This window comes from Microbacterium esteraromaticum, assembly GCF_014084045.1.
Lineage (GTDB): Bacteria > Actinomycetota > Actinomycetes > Actinomycetales > Microbacteriaceae > Microbacterium > Microbacterium esteraromaticum_D.
Genome location: NZ_CP043732.1, coordinates 1,173,772 through 1,190,462, shown reverse-complemented (window position 1 = coordinate 1,190,462; position 16,691 = coordinate 1,173,772). Strand labels below are relative to the sequence as shown.

Genomic DNA, 16,691 nt, shown 5'->3' with positions numbered 1-16,691 from the left:
CTGCTCCTTGGCATATTGGTCCTACCAACAGATCAACAGCCTACCGCATGCCCGGCTCAGTCCAGGGGCGTGCCGGCAGGAAGCACCACGATGCCGTCCTCGTCGGCGACGAGCAGGTCGCCGGGGCGGAACACGACATCGCCGAACTCGAGCACGACATCACGCTCGCCCTCTCCCGCCTTGTGCGAGCGTCGCGGGTTGGTCCCGAGCGCCTTCACGCCGATCGTGTCCGCGGGCGAATGCGCTGCGCCTCGGCAGGATCGTCGGTCGACGCGGCTGGGGTGCGGCCGCCAGCCTACGCGTCCTACTCCGCGTTCTCGCGGGCGGACCTCTTGCTGCGCGCCGTCGTCCAGATCGCTCCGCCGATCAGCGCGAGCGTGATTCCCCGCACGATCCAGAGCCCCGGCCCCCACGCCACCTCATAGTCGCCGGGAATGCCGAGCAGCGCCAGAACGACCTGCCCGACCGCGGCTCTGCTGGCCTCCACCTCATCGAGACTGAGGACGACGGTCACGCTGATGGCCGGGATCGACAGGAGGAGGAGAGGCGCGTACACCCGGAACCCGGCGACGCGATCACCGCGGACGGCATCGACCGCGGCCATGAGCAGCACCCGCAGCGGGAACACGACCAGCATCCAGAACAGGAAGCCCGCCCCGAGGCCGAAGACGAGGAGGAGAGCGAACGTGAACATGACCCCGGCGGCACTTGAGACACTCGTCACGTCGAAGTAGTCAGGATGCGCGATCATCGGCCCGACGCTCATGGCGAGCAGCCCTGCCGGGAGGACGACGAGCGGCCACCACAGCAGCACCCAGTCAGGCTCCTGCTGCCCCAGCTTGCAGAGCACCACCAGCTCGATGATCACTGCCCCGGCGATCATCGGGAAGAGGAACAGCGACAGCAGCATCGGCACGCCGTCGGCGCTGTCGGGGTCCAGCAGCAGCAACGGAATCGCCGCTATCGCGAGAGTCGTCAGCGTGACGAGCGCAACCGGAGACGAGATGCTTCTCACCGGCTGTGTCGGACGGACGATCGGCTTGCCACGGTCTGAAAGGGTTTCGACCGCCTCCCAGAAGCCCACTGCGTTCGTTCTCGCCATGTGTCCTCACGCTCCGTACTCTCGCGGCAGCTGCCCTCGCTGCGGATCTTCGACTTCGGGCAGCGACTTCGGGCAGCGACTCAAGCCTAGGGCTGTCTGGCGCGTCGCTCAGGGGTCCAGCAGATGTCCTGAGCGATCGTCGGAACGTGAGCATGCGATAGTGAACAGCATGTCGCTGCCCGAGGTTCCGAAGGATCCACTCAGCCCCGGTGAGTGGGCTGAACGGGTGACGCGTCTCGAGCCGCATGGGCTGGACATGCTGGAGGCGCATGTTCTGGCCTATGCGACGGACGCGGATGCGCTCTCGAAGCTGTCGCCGTGGAAGATCGCCTGGGGTGTCGCGCCACTGTTCTTGTCGGTGTTCGCATCGATCGGCGGCTTCGCAGCCCTCTTCGGCAGCCCGGAGCACATCAATCGCGGATGGGTGGAAGAGCCCGACATGACTGCCGTGCCCTGGGCTTCGCTCTGCTACGGCGTCGCTATCGTTGGCGTGATCCTGCTTCTCGTCCACTGGTTTCTGGCAGGACGTCGCCGTTACCCGGGAATGCTGCACTGCCTTGGTGTGACATTCGTGTTCGGAGCATTGGGAATACCGGTGGCGTTCGGGATCGCCGCGGAGGCGGGAACAGGGCTCGGCCTCATGATGCTTCCGACCTACGTGATGATGGGGCTGGCCGCCATCGTCTTCGTGATCATCCAGTTTTCTCCGCGGCCTGACCCTGAGCCCGAGAAGCCGCCACTGACGATCGACGATCTCGACGACAAGGCGATGCGAACCCTCATGCGGGAACGCCGCAACGCCATCAAGAAGCTGTGGCTGAGGGGACGACTCCCCGATGTCGATCTCAAGAAGCTGAAGCAGTTGCAGGCACGACCGCTGGGAAGACTGCATATCGATGACGACGCAGCGGAAGGGTGCCCCCCCGCAGGGCGGGCTCGGCGAACACGGGCAGTGAAAGAGGCCACCTCCGCGAACGGAGATGGCCTCTGACTGGATCTTGTGGAGCCTAGGAGATTCGAACTCCTGACATCTTGCTTGCAAAGCAAGCGCTCTACCAACTGAGCTAAGGCCCCGAAGCGGTGCGGACACCGCGGGGATTCCGTGAACGGAGTGGGGCTACCAGGACTTGAACCTGGGACCTCTTCATTATCAGTGAAGCGCTCTAACCGCCTGAGCTATAGCCCCGTCAACCTCCAAGACTTTACCCGATGACCCGGGCCAAAAGCGAATCGGGCCCGGCCTGCACGCAGGCCGGGCGTTTCGGATTCACTCCCCGGCGCCACCGGGGCGCAGCGTGGCGGATCCTGCGGACACGCTTCCGCTGATCCTGTGCGGACTGTCGGTGCTCTCATCGAGGCTGCTGTCGAGCGAACCGGCGCTGACCTGACGACGCAGGTCGTACTCCTCGTCGGGGAGGGTGAGGTCGAGCGATCCTGCCGAGACGGTGAAGTCGACACTGTCGGGCACGCTGGCCAAGGTCGACACGATCCGCCCGGCACTGATCGTGAACTGCGCCTGCTCGACGCCGCGCAGCTCGATGTCGGCACGGCCGGCGTTCACCTCGAGATCGAGGTCGCGCGCATCGCCGTTCAGCGACAGCGCCCCCGCGTTCACATCGACTCCGAGTCCGCCGAACTCGCCGACGACGTCGAGCGACCCGGCGTGCAGGGTGAGGTCGGCATCCACCCCCTCGAGCGCGAGCGGAAGCACGAGCACGGCCCTCTCGTCGCCGCGCAGCCAGTCGGGGCTCCACCAGTCGAATCCGCGGTCGGGGCCGTGAACCTCGAGCTCGTCTCCGTCGGTGCGCAGGGTCCAGCCATTGGCCGAAGCGCCTTCCACGCGCAGCTCGGCCTCGTCGACGTCGTCGAACATGACGCGCACCTCGGCTCCTCCGACCTCGAGGTCGATGGAGGTCACGCCACGGGCATCCGTGGTCAGCTGACCGGACTGAGGTCCGATCTGCTGCAGCCCGGTGACAGCGGCCGATGCCGCCGAGCCGAGCATGACGACTCCTCCGAACGCGGCGATCACCACGGTGATCGCGCCGATGCTCTTCTTCGTGCCGCTCATCGCAGCCCTCCCTGGTCGTTGCGGCCGGCGTCTGCCGTGCCGGAGTTCTCGATGTGGGCGAGTGCGGCCAGCACCCGCCTGTTGCCGTCCTCGGGTTCGAGCCCGAGCTTCTGGAAGATCGCGGTGATGTGCTTCTCGACGCTGGCCTCGCTGAGGAAGAGCATTCCCGCGATCGTGCTGTTCGACTTGCCCTCGGCGATCAGCGCGAGCACCGTGCGCTCGCGCTCGGTCAGCCGCAGCATCCGCTCGTCGCGATTGCGACGGGTGAGCAGCTGCGCCACCACCTCGGGATCGAGCACGGTGCCTCCCGCGGCGATCCGCTCGACCGACTCGACGAACTCGGCGACGTCGGCCACGCGGTCCTTGAGCAGGTAGCCGAGCGCGCCGCCCTGGGTCTGACCGGACTGAGCGGCGATCAGATCGCTGGCATAGCGCTCCTCGACGTACTGGGAGAGCACGAGGATGGGCAGTGAGGGCTGAGCCCCGCGGATGGCGAGCGCCGCGCGGATGCCCTCATCGGTGAACGTCGGCGGCAGGCGCACGTCGAGGATCGCAAGATCGGGGGCGGCTGCCGTGACGGCGTCCATCAGCCCCGTCGTATCGGGGAGGGCCGCGACCACCTCGTGGCCTGCGTCGTCGAGGAGGCGCACGAGTCCCTCTCGCAGAAGGACCGAGTCCTCGCAGATCAGGATGCGCATGGCACCGTCACCTCCAGGCTGGTCGGACCGCCGGCGGGGCTGTCGAGGCGGAAGGTGCCGCCTGCGGCGAGCACCCGGTTGGTGATGCCATCGAGTCCGCCACCCGGCTGCACCTGAGCCCCGCCCATTCCGTTGTCCTCCACCCGCGCCCACAGTCCGCCGTCACGGCTGCGCACGACCACGCGACATTCGCTCGCGCGGGAGTGCTTGGCGGCGTTGGTCAGCGACTCGGCGATCGCGAAGTAGACGGCGGCCTCGGCGTCTCGGCACGCGGCGTTCGCCCCTGTGACAGCCGGGTCGATTCGCACGTCGAGCAGCACGGGGATGTGCGAGCGGCCGGCGAGCGCCGACAGCGCGGCGTCGAGCCCTCGATCGTCGAGTACGGAGGTGTGGATGCCGCGGGCGAGCTGCCTGAGCTCGGTGATCGCCGCCTTGGTCGACGTGTGCGCCTCATCGATCAGCGCCTTCGCGGCTGCCGGGTCGGCATCGATCTTCTGCTTCGCGAGGCCGAGGGTCATGCCCACCGAGACCAGCCGGGGCTGGACGCCGTCGTGCAGATCGCGCTCGATGCGAGTGCGCTCGAGCTCGGCGGCGCGCACGGCTCCGGCGCGCTGCGCCGACGTGGTGCGCACCTGGGCGGTGAGCTCCGCCTCGCGGCTGGGGATGACGAGGGCGCGGCTGAGCACGCGGTGCAGCAGCGCGAGGCCGATGATCCCCGCGATGCCGGCGATCACCCCGAGGATGCCGACCAGGGGCGCCCACTCGACAGCCAGGTAGCTGCCGAACGGCCCCTCGACGCTGCCCTCGGACGAGAGCGGGGCGAACGAGAAGAAGGCAGACCAGATGACACCCCAGAACAGGCGCAATACGAGCGTGCCCGCGATGCAGGCGAGCACGAAGTTGAGCATGGTGCGCCACATGCGCCCGTCGACCGACTGCCGGCCCAGGTTGCGAAGCCATCCGCCGAATCCGGGATGCGTGCGCTCGCGCCACTGCAGATCGGGGACCTCGACGCCGTACAGGCTGCCGACGCGTCTCACCTCGAACCAGGCGACGCCGTAGAGCCCGTACACGAGGCCGACCAGGACGAACAGGCCGATGCCGAAGACGAACAGCAGCGCGAGCCCGACACCGAGCGTCGCGCTCAGTGCGGCGAGCGCCGCCGAACCGACGGCACCGAGAGCGGCGAGCTCGAGGACGGTCAGGACGATGCGCAGCGGCGGCTGTGCGGCGTCCCTCATCGGACGAGTCGGCGCGGACGCCTCGCTCTGAGCCTGACCGAGGGCGGACGGAGCCGGCCTGTCGGCCTGAGACGGACGAGCGGTCGGCGGGGCCGGCGGGGCCGGCGGGTTCGGCGGGGTCGGATTCGTGGTCATGACTCAAAGCTACGGTTCGGCGCCGGTTCCCGACACGGAGCCAGCCCGACACCCGGATTCGGGTTTTCCCTACTCTCGACCCGTCGGCCGTGCAGCGCCGAACAGCGGCAGCAGCACGTCAAGGCCCCACGAAAGATCAGGAACGCACGTGACAGAGCATCCGGAGATGCTCTTCTGACTTCTCACCGCGCCGACGCAGGCCGAGCCCGCGCCGACGCCGACGCGAATGGAGACTAGTTCGACATGAACCCGACGAGCAGTCCGCCCGTCACCTTCACGGCCAGGTTGTAGATGCCCGCGATGACCGCGCCGAGCACGGTGAAGACGATGAGGTTCAGGATCGACACGACCGCGCCGAACGCCATGACCTGCGGCAGCCCGATGAGGCTCTGGAGGTCGACGGCGCCGTCAGTCAGCGTGTCGAGGAACTCACCGGTCTGGCCGATGACATTGGTCGCCTGCAGCACCATGAAGACGAGGAAGAACGAGACCATGGTCACGATCGCCAGCGCCACCGCTCCGAGGAACGACAGCTTCACGGCCGACCAGAAGTCGACGTAGACCAGGCGCAGGCGCACCTGCTTGCCGCCGGTCTTGCGCGTGGACTTCTTCGCCAGCTTGTCAGCGACTGTGCTCATGTGTCAGTGCTCTCTTCGGTCTCAGGCTTCGGGGATCTCCGCGGCGGGGGGCTGCGCGGTGGGGTTCTGGGGATCCGAGGTCTCAGCCTCCGACTCGTCCTCCTCGTCGATGCCGCGCTCGCTGTTGCGTGCGACGGCGAGGATGCGGTCATCGCCGGACATACGGGCGAACACGACTCCCATCGTGTCTCGGCCCTTCGCCGGCACCTCGGCCACGGCAGAGCGTACCACCTTGCCGCTGGACAGAACCACCAAGACCTCGTCGTCCTCCGAGACGATGAGACCGCCCGCGAGGACGCCTCGCTCGTCGCTCAGCTTGGCGACCTTGATGCCCGTTCCACCGCGCTTCTGCACCTTGTACTCGGAGGCGTCGGTGCGCTTCGCGTACCCGCCGTCGGTGACGGTGAACACGAAGGAGTCGTCGGAGACGATGGATGCCGAGAGCAGGCAGTCCTCGTCATCCTTGAACTTCATGCCCCGAACACCCTCGGTCGCGCGTCCCATCGGACGAAGCGCCTCGTCGGTCGCGTGGAAGCGCACCGACATGCCCTTCGCACTGATGAGAAGGATGTCGTCGTCGGAGTTGACCAGCTTCGCACTGACCAGCTCGTCGGTCTCGCGCAGGCGGATGGCGATGACACCGCCCTGGCGGTTGGTGTCGTAGTCGCCGAGGCGGGTCTTCTTCACCAGGCCGCTGCGCGTGGCGAGCACCAGGTAGTCCTTCGCCTGGTAATCGCTGATGGCGAGCACCTGGGCGATCTTCTCGTCGGGCTGCAGGGCGAGAAGATTGGCGACGTGCTGTCCCTTGGCATCCCGTCCCGCTTCCGGCACCTCGTAGGTCTTGGTGCGGTAGACGCGGCCCTTGTCGGTGAAGAAGAGCAGCCAGTGGTGCGTCGTGGTGACGAAGAAGTGCTCGACGAGGTCGTCGGCGCGCAGCTGTGCGCCCTTCACTCCCTTGCCGCCTCGGTGCTGCGAGCGGTAGTTGTCGCTGCGGGTGCGCTTGATGTATCCCTCGCGGGTGACGGTGACGACCATCTCCTCGACGGGGATGAGGTCCTCCATCGACATGTCGCCGTCGTAGCCGTGCAGGATGTGCGTGCGGCGCTCGTCGCCGAACCGGTCGACGATCTCGGTGAGCTCGGTGCGCACGATGTCGCGCTGACGCGACTCGGTGGCGATGATGTCCTTGTAGTCGGCGATCTTCGCCTCGAGCTCGGTCGCCTCGTCGATGATCTTCTGCCGCTCGAGCGCCGCGAGGCGGCGCAGCTGCATCTGCAGGATCGCATCGGCTTGGTCGTTGTCGATGTCGAGCAGAACCTTGAGTCCCTCGCGCGCCTCCTCGACCGTCGGCGAACGACGGATCAGGGCGATGACCTCGTCGAGCGCGTCGAGCGCCTTCAGATAGCCCTTCAGGATGTGCATCCGCTCTTCCGCCTTGCGCAGGCGGTAGGTCGTGCGGCGCACGATGACGTCGAGCTGGTGGTCGAGCCAGTGCGTGATGAATCCGTCGAGTCCGAGCGTGCGAGGCACGCCGTCGACGATCGCGAGCATGTTCGCGCCGAAGTTCTCCTGCAGCTGTGTGTGCTTGTACAGGTTGTTCAGCACGACCTTGGCGACCGCGTCGCGCTTGAGCACGACGACGAGGCGCTGACCGGTTCGGTCGGAGGACTCGTCGCGGATGTCGGCGATGCCGGTGATCTTGCCGTCGCGGGCCAGGTCGCCGATCTTCACCGCGAGGTTGTCGGGGTTGACCTGGTAGGGCAGCTCGGTGATCACGAGGCAGGTGCGGCCCTGGATCTCTTCGACCTCGACGATCGCGCGCATCGTGATCGATCCGCGGCCGGTGCGGTACGCCTCGTGGATGCCCTTGGTGCCGAGGATCTGCGCGCCTGTCGGGAAGTCAGGGCCCGGTACGCGCTGGATGAGCCCCTCGAGCAGCTCCTCGCGGGGGAGGCTGGGGTTCTCGAGGGCCCAGAGCGCAGCGGCCGACACCTCGCGCAAGTTGTGCGGCGGGATGTTGGTCGCCATGCCGACCGCGATGCCGATCGAGCCGTTGACGAGCAGGTTCGGGAACCGCGCCGGCAGGACATCGGGCTCCTGAGTCTGACCGTCGTAGTTCGGCGAGAAGTCGACCGTGTCCTCTTCGATGTCGCGCACCATCTCGAGCGCGAGCGGGGCCATCTTCGTCTCGGTGTAGCGGGGGGCCGCGGCGCCCATGTTTCCCGGCGAGCCGAAGTTGCCCTGTCCGAGCGCGAGCGGGTAGCGCAGCGACCACGGCTGCACGAGCCGCACGAGGGTGTCATAGATGGCGGTGTCACCATGCGGGTGGTACTGACCCATCACCTCGCCGACCACGCGGGCGCACTTCGAGAACGACTTGTCGGGGCGGAAGCCGCCGTCGTACATGCCGTACAGCACACGGCGGTGCACGGGCTTCAGGCCGTCGCGCACATCGGGCAGCGCGCGGCCGACGATGACGGCCATCGCGTAGTCGAGGTACGAGCGCTGCATCTCGGACTGCAGATCGACCTGGTTGATGCGGCCGTGCTCGTGACCCTCGTTGATGTCGGGGCGTTCTTCGTCAGTCATGTCGTCTTCTCTGTCCCGCGTGATGTTGCCGGATTAGTGCCGGACTGCGGACTCTTCTCTTCTTTCACAGAGCGGGTCCCTCCCGCTTCGCGGGTCCCTCCCGATGCTCACTCCGAGAAGAGTCCTCCGTCCTGAGTTTCTGTGTTCAGCCACCGCGAGCAGCGGCCTTGTGTGTGTATGGCGGAGGTGTGGACTAGATGTCGAGGAAGCGGACGTCCTTGGCGTTGCGCTGGATGAACGTTCGCCGGGACTCGACGTCCTCGCCCATCAGCACGCTGAAGATCTCGTCCGCCGCTGCGGCGTCGTCGATGGTGATCTGGCGAAGGGTGCGCGTGGTGTGATCCATGGTGGTCTCCCACAGCTCCTTGGCGTTCATCTCGCCCAGACCCTTGTAGCGCTGAACGCCGGCATCCTTCGGCAGACGCTTGCCGTTCTCGGCGCCGTGCGCGAGCAGGGCATCGCGCTCGGCGTCGGAGTAGACGTACTCGTGCGGCGAGTTCGACCACTTCAGGCGGTACAGCGGCGGCATCGCGAGGTACACGAAACCGGCCTCGATGAGCCCGCGCATGTAGCGGAACAGCAGCGTGAGCAGCAGGGTCGTGATGTGCTGGCCGTCGACATCGGCATCCGCCATCAGCACGATCTTGTGGTACCGGGCCTTCTCGATGTCGAAGTCCTCGCCGATGCCCGTGCCGAAGGCCTGGATCATCGCCTGGACCTCCTTGTTGCCCAGCGCCTTATCGAGACGCGCCCGCTCGACGTTCAGGATCTTGCCGCGCAGCGCGAGGATCGCCTGCGTGTGCGGGTCGCGGCCCTGCACGGCCGAGCCGCCGGCCGAATCGCCCTCGACGAGGAAGATCTCGCTGATCGACGGATCCTTGCTGGTGCAGTCCTTCAGCTTGTCCGGCATGGCCGCGGACTCGAAGACGCTCTTGCGGCGGGCGGTCTCGCGTGCCTTGCGGGCTGCGATGCGGGCGGTCGCGGCGTCGATCGCCTTGCGGATGACGTTCTTCGCTTGCTGCGGGTTGCGGTCGAACCAGTCGCCGAGCTGGTCGTTCACGATCTTCTGCGTGAACGCCTTCGCCTCGGTGTTGCCGAGCTTGGTCTTCGTCTGACCCTCGAACTGCGGCTCGCCCAGCTTGATCGAGATGACCGCGGTGAGGCCCTCGCGCACATCGTCGCCGGAGAGGTTGTCGTCCTTCTCCTTGAGCAGGTTGTTCGCGCGGGCGTAGCGGTTGACCAGGCTGGTCAGCGCGGCCCGGAAGCCCTCTTCATGGGTGCCGCCCTCGTGCGTGTTGATCGTGTTCGCATAGGTGAACACGTTCTCGGTGTACGACGTCGTCCACTGCATCGCGAGCTCGAGGGAGATCTTGCGCTCGGTGTCCTCCGACTCGAATGCGATGATCTCGTCGTTGACGACCTCGGCCTTGCGCACCTTGTTGAGGTACTCGACGTAGTCGACCAGGCCGCGCTCGTAGAGGAACACCTCGGAGGGCTGGTGCGAGACGACGGTTCCGTCGACCTCGTCCTCCACGGCGGATGCCGGACGCTCATCGCGCAGGGCGATCCGCAGCCCCTTGTTCAGGAAGGCCATCTGCTGGAAGCGGGTGCGCAGCGTGTCGTAGTCGAAGTCGACCGTCTCGGTGAAGATCTCGGCATCCGGCCAGAACGTGATGCTCGTCCCGGTCTCGGTGGTCGCCTCGCCCTTCTCGAGCTTCTGCTGAGGGGTGCCGCCGTCGGCGAAGCTGTGCCGCCAGACGAAGCCCTTCTGCTTGACCTCGACCTCGAAGCGCGTCGAGAGGGCGTTGACCACCGACGATCCGACGCCGTGCAGACCGCCCGAGACGGCATAAGCGCCACCGCCGAACTTGCCGCCGGCGTGCAGGATGGTCAGCACCACCTCGACGGTCGACTTGTTCGGGTCGGAGGAGTGCGGATCGACCGGGATGCCGCGGCCGTTGTCGACGACGCGCACCGCACCGTCCTCGAGGATGGTGACCTCGATGTTGTCGGCGTGGCCGGCGAGCGCCTCGTCGACGGAGTTGTCGACGATCTCGTACACGAGGTGATGCAGACCGCGCGGTCCGGTGGACCCGATGTACATGCCGGGTCGCTTGCGGACGGCCTCGAGGCCCTCGAGGATCTGGATCTGGTCGGCACCGTAGTCGCCGGAGACCTTCGAGGAGCTGTTCTCGGTCGCTGAGCTTGTCGAAGCGTCGTCGGCGTTGTCTTCAGGCGTCATCAGGAATGGTTCTCCACATCGAAAGTACCTACTCATTCTAGTGGGTTTCACCGATGCATATGCGCCTCAAACGCCGTGTGATCGCCTCTGAGCGCTTGAGGGTGCGGGCGTGGTGTCCTACCCGTAGGTGTCTCGTGGACCCCGTCCCGGCACGACCCGCGGACCCCACTTCCACGACGGCACGTCCGGTCCGATGAAGCGCAGGTTCTGCACTCCGGCATCCGGATAGCGGTTGCCGATCTCGGTCATGATCACCGCCCGCATGAACTGCAGGTTCTTCGCCCAGGCCGTCGAGTCGCACTTCACCGTGAGCACCCCGCGCTCGAGCGACACGGGCTCGGAGTGCTTCGCGGTGTCGGCCCCGGCGAGCTCGGCCCACTGCCGCACGAGATCCTCGGCGGCGAGAGTCTTCTCCCAGCCCGAGTCCTTCGTGAGCTTGGCGAGCACGTCTCCGAGAGTGCCGGGATCGCGCCCCTTGGTGAACGGAGCGTTGTCGTCGTCGGCCTCGATGCGCTTCTTGCGCTTCCAGTTCTTCGCGCTCGGCTTCAGCCCTCGCAGGCGCAGGTACGTCGCGACCGTCTCAGGCGGCTGCGGATCAGGCATCCGGATCCCCCTCCGACTCGCGGTCGTCGCTGATGGTGCCCGCGCTGATCCGCACCACGTGTCGATGCAGCGGCTCGGGGATGTCGGCTTCGACAGCCGCCGTGACGATGACCTGCTCGTACCCCGCCGTCAGCGCGGCGAGGCGCTGCCGGCGGTCGGCGTCGAGCTCGGCGAAGACGTCGTCGAGGATGAGCACCGGATCGCCGGCAGGTGACTCCGCGCGCAGCAGCTCGGCTGACGCCAGTCTCAGAGCGAGCGCGACCGACCATGACTCGCCATGAGACGCGTACCCCTTCACCGGAAGGCCCCGCACCCGCAGCATCAGGTCGTCGCGGTGCGGACCCACGAGGGTGAGGCCCCGTTCGATCTCCTTCGCGCGCTTGGCCTGCAGCGCCGAGCGGAACTGATCGGCGATCTCGCCCCTGGCGTCCGGGGTCTCGTCCGTCTCGTCGGAATCGTCCTCCTCCGGGTCGCCGCCGCGCACCGACAGCGCCCACTCGAGCTCCGGGCGATGGTCGGCTCCGGCGATGGCGGCATAGGCATCGGCGACCGGTCCCTGCAGATCGGCAGCGAGACGCAGCCGGGCGTGGATGATCTCGGAACCGAGGGCGATGAGCTTGTCATCCCAGACATCCAGGGTCGACAGGCCCTCTCCGCGCACCCCGCGGGCGCGCGCCGACTTGAGCAGCGCGGTGCGCTGCTTGAGCACACGTTCGTAATCGGCGATGACGCCTGCCATCCGGGGTGTGCGCTGAATCAGCATCTGATCAGCGAATCTTCTCCGGGAAGAAGGGTCACCCCGTACGATCTGCAGGTCCTCAGGCGCGAACAGCACGACGTGCGCATAGCGCGGGAGCTCGTTGGTCTTCGACGGCGATCCGTTGATCCGCGCCTTGTTCGAGCCCTGGCGGTTCAGCTGCACCTCGACGAGCACCTTGCGCTCTCCGTGCGCCAGACGGGCGCGGATGACGGCGAAGTCGTGGGAGTCCTTGACCATCGGCGCGTCCGACGAGACCCGGTGAGACCCGAGAGTCGCGAGGAAGACGATCGCCTCAGCGAGATTCGTCTTGCCCTGTCCGTTGCTGCCGACCAGCACGTTCGGGCCTCGGTGGAGAGTCAGATCGGCCGTCGCATAATTGCGGAAATCGACCAGGTTCAGGTGCTCCACAATCACCGGTACAGCCTACCTTCGGGCCCCGACACCGGCTCCTGCGAGCCGACCCGCCCTCACCGCAGCAGGAGGTTCGGCTGCAGCAGGTACTTGAACGAGTCGAGGCCGGCCTGATCGACCGAGGTCTGGCTGGTGATCAGCACGGGGCTCAGCTTGTTGGCGTTGTCGCTCGAGGTGAAGGTCACGCGGGTGAACTCGCTCTTGACCGCACCGAGCGCCTCGAGCAGGTACTGGGGGTTGAGGCCGAGGGTCACATCGTCGCCGCCGTTGAGGTGCGCATCGACCGACTCGGATGCCCGTGCCTGCTCGCTGCCCGATGCATCCATCGTCACGCCGTCGGCGCCGAAGGTGAACCGAAGCGGTGCCGAGCGGTCGAGCACGAGGGCGACGCGGCGGACGGCCTCGATGAGCTCCGCGGTGTTGACGACCGCGTAGTGGTCGGTCTGCTCGGGGAACAGCCGGCGCACAGGCGGGAAGTTGCCTTTGATCAGCAGAGACGTGACCGTCTTGTTGCCCGCGGTGAAGGCGATGATCTCGCGGTCGCCGGCGCCCGAGAACGCGACCTCGATATTGCCCGCGTGGGCGAAGGTCTTGCCGACCTCGGTCAGGGTGCGCGCGGGGACGAGTGCGGACTGCTCGGCGACCTCGCCGTCCCACGGCACGTCGCGCAGCGAGACTCGGTAGCGGTCGGTGGCGACGAGACTCAGGTTGTGATCGGCGACCTCGAGCTGCACGCCCGTGAGCACAGGGGTGACGTCGTCGCGCGATGCCGCGAAGGCGACCTGGGCGATCGCCGTGGCGAAGTCCTCGGCCGGCACGACGCCGGTCGAGCCGGTGACCTCGGGGATCGAGGGATATTCCTCGACAGGCATGGCCGCGAGGGTGAAGCGTGCCGAACCGCAGGTGACCGCGACGCCGCCGTCCTCCTCGACCGCGATCTCGATCGGCGCGTTCGGCAGCCGGCTGGCGATGTCGGACAGCAGTCGCCCGTGGACGAGGATCGTGCCCGGATCATCGACGGTCGCCTCGATCGTGGTGCGGGCGGATGCCTCGTAGTCGAAGGCGGAGAGGGTGAGGCCCTCACCGGATGCCTCGATGAGCACACCCGCGAGGATCGGCTGCGGATTGCGCTGCGGAAGCAGCTTGACGACGAAGGACACAGCCTCGCTGAACACATCGCGGTTGACCTGGAACCTCACGGGCGCTCCCTCGTTGTACCTGCTGACTGCAGTGGGCGCACTGCAGGCGATCCCATGCTAGTCGCAGGTGACGAGCCGTCCACCACCTCGATCCGGGCGATCGGGCCGGATCGTCCACATCCGTCTGGTCATCGAATGACCCTCGACATGATGGAGATCTCTTAACGGTGTTAACAACTGTGGATTCTGTGGATAACCCGGTGGATATCAGCAGAGAGTAGGTAACTACATCCGTGTGACATGTGGAATCCCTGAGGAATCCGCGGGTTTCGGGGGTGTTGGACGTTCGACCGGCCTCCGCGCTTATCCACAGGGCGGTTATGGCGAGGGCATCCCGAGACGATTGTTTCCACAAGTTATCCACAAGGGCTGCGGAGAACCGGCGCGATTCCGCGCGGGATCAGGCGTGTCGGGGTCGTCAGCGTCGGCTGATCTGAGTGGTGATCTCGGTCACCTGGTTGTACAGCGACCGGCGCTCTTTCATCAGCTCGCTGATCTTCTTCACCGCGTACATCACCGTCGTGTGATCGCGATTGCCGAACAGCTGACCGATCTTCGGCAGCGACAGGCTGGTGCGCTCACGGCACAGGTACATCGCGATCTGCCTGGCGGTCGCAATCTGCTGCGAGCGGCTCGAACCGTACAGGTCGTCGACGGTGAGCTTGAAGTACGCCGCCGTCGCCGTGATGATGTCGGTCGGCGAGATGATGTTGTCCTCGGTGGTGTCGACGATGTCGCGCAGCACGGTCTGCGCGAGCGAGATGTCGAGCATCGAGCGGTTGAGACTGGCGAAGGCCGAGACGCGGATGAGCGCGCCCTCGAGTTCGCGGATGTTGGACGACACGACGGTGGCGATGTACTCGAGCACCTCGTCGGGGATGTGCAGCGACTCGCTCTGCGCCTTCTTGCGCAGGATCGCGATGCGCGTCTCGAGGTCGGGGGCCTGCACGTCGGTGATCAGACCCCACTCGAAGCGGCTGCGCATGCGGTCTTCGAATCCGGTGAGCAGCTTGGGTGCCACGTCGCTCGTGATCACGACCTGCTTGTTGTGATCGTGCAGCTGATTGAAGGTGTGGAAGAACGCCTCCTGCGTCTCGGCACGACCCTGCAGGAACTGGATGTCGTCGATGAGCAGGATGTCGACCTCGCGGTACCGGCTCTGGAATGCCGCGCCGCGGTTGTTGGCGATCGAGTTGATGAAGTCGTTCGTGAACTCCTCGCTCGAGACGTACCGCACCTTGACCCCGGCGTACAGAGACTGCGCGTAGTCGCCGATCGCGTGCAGCAGGTGCGTCTTGCCGAGGCCGGAGTCGCCGTAGATGAACAGCGGGTTGTATGCCTTCGCCGGCGCCTCGGCGACCGCGACCGCGGCGGCATGCGCGAAGCGGTTGGACTGTCCGATGACGAAGTTGTCGAAGGTGTACTTCGGGTTCAGGCGCGACTCGTGGCGCAGGGGAGCGGGCTGCTGCTGCTCCATCGGCGATTCGACGCGGGCGGGTTCAGGGGCGGCGAACTCCGGAACGGCGATGGGGGCGGTCGGCTGGTCGATCAGCTCGTGGTTCACGACGGTGCGGTACGAGGTGACCTCGTCGCCGATGGCGGAGAGCGCCTCCATCATCGGCACTCGCAGGCGCTTGTTGATCTGCGCCGCGGTGAGATCGTTCGGCACGTCGAGATACAGCACGCCTCCCATGACCCCGGCAGGCACGACCAGGCTCAGGAAGCCCCGCAGCTGGGGACTGACCCGCTCGTCATCCCCGAGTCGCTCGAGCAGAATCGACCAGATCGGCACATCGGGATGGGCGGCAGAGGTCATGGTGCTCCGGGGCGAAGTTGTGGAAAGGTCGCGTGAAGCGTGGTCTCCCCCTGTGGATAACGTCGCATGCCACGGTAGTCACCGCCGCGGTTAACAGCAAGCCGCCCGCGGAAACATGCGGGTGTGTCGCAAGACCGGCCGATCTCCACAGTTGTGGATAATGGGTGTGCGCAACTCCACGGCAGCACGGCGGGATCCGGCGCGGACCGTCCTGGCATCCGGGGGCTGATTTGCCCTGCGCGTCGGCAGGTCGTACCCTTAATCGGTTGACTTATGCCATTTAGGCAGTACCCCCTGTCTCCGGATGCTTAGACCCGGTGACACCATTCCCGGAGTGATTCCATGAGCAAGCGCACCTTCCAGCCCAACAACCGTCGTCGCGCCAAGAAGCACGGCTTCCGCGCCCGCATGCGCACCCGCGCCGGCCGCGCCATCCTCTCGGCTCGCCGCGCGAAGGGCCGCACCGAGCTCTCGGCCTGACAGCTCAGTGCTCGCCCGGCCGAATCGACTGACTCGCGGCGTCGACTACCGACAGGTGGTCCGTCGGGGCACACGATGCGGCGGACCGCGTCTGATCACCTCAGTGCTTCGTGGCGCTGATCAGCGGGCTCCCCGGTTCGGGTTCATCATCAGCAAGCAGGTAGGAACCGCCGTGGTTCGCAACACCGTTCGCCGACGCCTCAAGGCCGTGTGCGCGGAGTTCATCGACATGGTTCCCGAGGGCACGGATGTCGTCATCCGTGCCCTTCCTGCATCCGCCTCCGCGGACTTCGCGTCTCTTCGGATCGACGTCGAACGCTGCCTGCGCCGCGTGCTGTCCGGGTCGGCACGCGCATGAGCGCGCTGCCGTCGTACGCCTTCGGAACGGCGCGGTTCCGGGCATCCGATCTGCTGCGCGGCATCGCGCTGCTTCCGCGCAATCTCGCGCTGGCCTTCCTGGCCCTCTACCGGGCTGTGATCTCACCGCTGTATGGCGACGTGTGCAGGTATTACCCGTCCTGTTCCGCGTACGCTGTAGGGGCGGTTCAGCAGAACGGCGCCGTGTGGGGAGCAGTGCTCTCCGTCTGGCGCATCCTGCGTTGCAATCCGTGGAGCAAGGGCGGCGTCGACGACGTCAAGCCCCATGCTCATTTCCGATACGAACTGACCCCGCGCGGGTTCGTCGTACCTGCTCGAAAGGACTGAA

16 protein-coding genes and 2 tRNA genes are annotated in these 16,691 nt (G+C 66.5%); 4 read left to right on the top strand and 14 right to left on the bottom strand.

The genetic code is table 11. From position 1 onward, the window contains the following. Window positions 1-56: 56 nt before the first annotated feature. A complete protein-coding gene (locus tag FVO59_RS05715) occupies window positions 57-413 on the bottom strand; it encodes an RraA family protein (RefSeq protein WP_182255564.1) in 357 nt (118 codons plus the stop codon). After that, entirely contained in the window at window positions 305-1,102 is a 798-nt protein-coding gene (locus FVO59_RS05710; protein WP_182255562.1) for a hypothetical protein, read from the bottom strand. Before FVO59_RS05710 ends, FVO59_RS05715 begins: the two co-directional genes overlap by 109 nt. A gap of 169 nt (window positions 1,103-1,271) precedes the next feature. Here FVO59_RS05710 and FVO59_RS05705 point away from each other — a divergent pair, with 169 nt between their 5' ends. Further along, on the top strand, window positions 1,272-2,093 hold the full coding sequence (locus tag FVO59_RS05705; RefSeq protein WP_182255560.1) for a hypothetical protein: 822 nt from the start codon (window positions 1,272-1,274) through the stop codon (window positions 2,091-2,093). Window positions 2,094-2,103: 10 nt separating this feature from the next. On the opposite strand, the gene FVO59_RS05700 is transcribed toward FVO59_RS05705, so the two are convergent. From FVO59_RS05700 to dnaA, 12 genes are all read right to left on the bottom strand, one after another. After that, a tRNA-Ala gene (locus tag FVO59_RS05700) sits at window positions 2,104-2,176 on the bottom strand. 38 nt (window positions 2,177-2,214) lie between these two features. Beyond that, window positions 2,215-2,288 (bottom strand) — tRNA-Ile (locus tag FVO59_RS05695). Between the two features lie 81 nt (window positions 2,289-2,369). Then, window positions 2,370-3,173: a DUF4097 family beta strand repeat-containing protein gene (locus FVO59_RS05690; protein WP_182255558.1), complete on the bottom strand. Its 804-nt coding sequence runs from the start codon at window positions 3,171-3,173 to the stop codon at window positions 2,370-2,372. Continuing rightward, complete coding sequence (locus FVO59_RS05685) at window positions 3,170-3,871, bottom strand: LuxR C-terminal-related transcriptional regulator (RefSeq protein ID WP_182255556.1); 702 nt, start codon at window positions 3,869-3,871, stop codon at window positions 3,170-3,172. Before FVO59_RS05685 ends, FVO59_RS05690 begins: the two co-directional genes overlap by 4 nt. Beyond that, window positions 3,859-5,247, bottom strand: a complete 1,389-nt coding sequence (locus tag FVO59_RS05680; RefSeq protein WP_182255554.1) for a sensor histidine kinase — start codon at window positions 5,245-5,247, stop codon at window positions 3,859-3,861. The genes FVO59_RS05685 and FVO59_RS05680 overlap by 13 nt, the downstream gene beginning before the upstream one ends. A 233-nt stretch (window positions 5,248-5,480) precedes the next feature. Then, window positions 5,481-5,885: a DUF3566 domain-containing protein gene (locus tag FVO59_RS05675; RefSeq protein WP_182255552.1), complete on the bottom strand. Its 405-nt coding sequence runs from the start codon at window positions 5,883-5,885 to the stop codon at window positions 5,481-5,483. A gap of 21 nt (window positions 5,886-5,906) precedes the next feature. Then, complete coding sequence (gyrA, locus tag FVO59_RS05670) at window positions 5,907-8,474, bottom strand: DNA gyrase subunit A (RefSeq protein ID WP_182255550.1); 2,568 nt, start codon at window positions 8,472-8,474, stop codon at window positions 5,907-5,909. Between the two features lie 193 nt (window positions 8,475-8,667). After that, window positions 8,668-10,716: a DNA topoisomerase (ATP-hydrolyzing) subunit B gene (gene gyrB, locus FVO59_RS05665; RefSeq protein WP_182255548.1), complete on the bottom strand. Its 2,049-nt coding sequence runs from the start codon at window positions 10,714-10,716 to the stop codon at window positions 8,668-8,670. A 117-nt stretch (window positions 10,717-10,833) separates the two neighbouring features. Next, window positions 10,834-11,319: a DciA family protein gene (locus tag FVO59_RS05660; protein WP_182255546.1), complete on the bottom strand. Its 486-nt coding sequence runs from the start codon at window positions 11,317-11,319 to the stop codon at window positions 10,834-10,836. Then, window positions 11,312-12,493, bottom strand: coding sequence for a DNA replication/repair protein RecF (recF, locus tag FVO59_RS05655; protein ID WP_182255544.1), 1,182 nt, complete (start codon window positions 12,491-12,493; stop codon window positions 11,312-11,314). The genes FVO59_RS05660 and recF overlap by 8 nt, the downstream gene beginning before the upstream one ends. 53 nt (window positions 12,494-12,546) lie before the next feature. Next, complete coding sequence (dnaN, locus tag FVO59_RS05650; RefSeq protein ID WP_182255542.1) at window positions 12,547-13,689, bottom strand: DNA polymerase III subunit beta; 1,143 nt, start codon at window positions 13,687-13,689, stop codon at window positions 12,547-12,549. Between the two features lie 418 nt (window positions 13,690-14,107). Then, complete coding sequence (dnaA, locus tag FVO59_RS05645; RefSeq protein ID WP_182255540.1) at window positions 14,108-15,505, bottom strand: chromosomal replication initiator protein DnaA; 1,398 nt, start codon at window positions 15,503-15,505, stop codon at window positions 14,108-14,110. A gap of 342 nt (window positions 15,506-15,847) precedes the next feature. On the opposite strand from dnaA, the gene rpmH reads away from it, so the two are divergent. The 3 genes from rpmH to yidD are packed head-to-tail and all read left to right on the top strand — an operon-like array spanning window position 15,848 to window position 16,690. After that, on the top strand, window positions 15,848-15,985 hold the full coding sequence (gene rpmH / locus FVO59_RS05640; protein WP_022879826.1) for a 50S ribosomal protein L34: 138 nt from the start codon (window positions 15,848-15,850) through the stop codon (window positions 15,983-15,985). 7 nt (window positions 15,986-15,992) lie between these two features. After that, window positions 15,993-16,343: a ribonuclease P protein component gene (rnpA, locus tag FVO59_RS05635; RefSeq protein WP_182255538.1), complete on the top strand. Its 351-nt coding sequence runs from the start codon at window positions 15,993-15,995 to the stop codon at window positions 16,341-16,343. Beyond that, window positions 16,340-16,690 (top strand): membrane protein insertion efficiency factor YidD, encoded by a 351-nt coding sequence (gene yidD / locus FVO59_RS05630; protein ID WP_182255535.1) that lies wholly within the window; start codon window positions 16,340-16,342, stop codon window positions 16,688-16,690. Before rnpA ends, yidD begins: the two co-directional genes overlap by 4 nt. Window position 16,691: the final 1 nt, after the last annotated feature.

Coding starts and splice junctions, on each gene's coding strand:
- FVO59_RS05710 (WP_182255562.1), bottom strand. CDS start 1,102: ATGGCGAGAACGAACGCAGTGGGCTTCTGGGAGGCGGTCGAAACCCTT.
- FVO59_RS05705 (WP_182255560.1), top strand. CDS start 1,272: ATGTCGCTGCCCGAGGTTCCGAAGGATCCACTCAGCCCCGGTGAGTGG.
- FVO59_RS05690 (WP_182255558.1), bottom strand. CDS start 3,173: ATGAGCGGCACGAAGAAGAGCATCGGCGCGATCACCGTGGTGATCGCC.
- FVO59_RS05685 (WP_182255556.1), bottom strand. CDS start 3,871: ATGCGCATCCTGATCTGCGAGGACTCGGTCCTTCTGCGAGAGGGACTC.
- FVO59_RS05680 (WP_182255554.1), bottom strand. CDS start 5,247: ATGACCACGAATCCGACCCCGCCGAACCCGCCGGCCCCGCCGGCCCCG.
- FVO59_RS05675 (WP_182255552.1), bottom strand. CDS start 5,885: ATGAGCACAGTCGCTGACAAGCTGGCGAAGAAGTCCACGCGCAAGACC.
- gyrA (WP_182255550.1), bottom strand. CDS start 8,474: ATGACTGACGAAGAACGCCCCGACATCAACGAGGGTCACGAGCACGGC.
- gyrB (WP_182255548.1), bottom strand. CDS start 10,716: ATGACGCCTGAAGACAACGCCGACGACGCTTCGACAAGCTCAGCGACC.
- FVO59_RS05660 (WP_182255546.1), bottom strand. CDS start 11,319: ATGCCTGATCCGCAGCCGCCTGAGACGGTCGCGACGTACCTGCGCCTG.
- dnaA (WP_182255540.1), bottom strand. CDS start 15,505: ATGACCTCTGCCGCCCATCCCGATGTGCCGATCTGGTCGATTCTGCTC.
- rpmH (WP_022879826.1), top strand. CDS start 15,848: ATGAGCAAGCGCACCTTCCAGCCCAACAACCGTCGTCGCGCCAAGAAG.
- yidD (WP_182255535.1), top strand. CDS start 16,340: ATGAGCGCGCTGCCGTCGTACGCCTTCGGAACGGCGCGGTTCCGGGCA.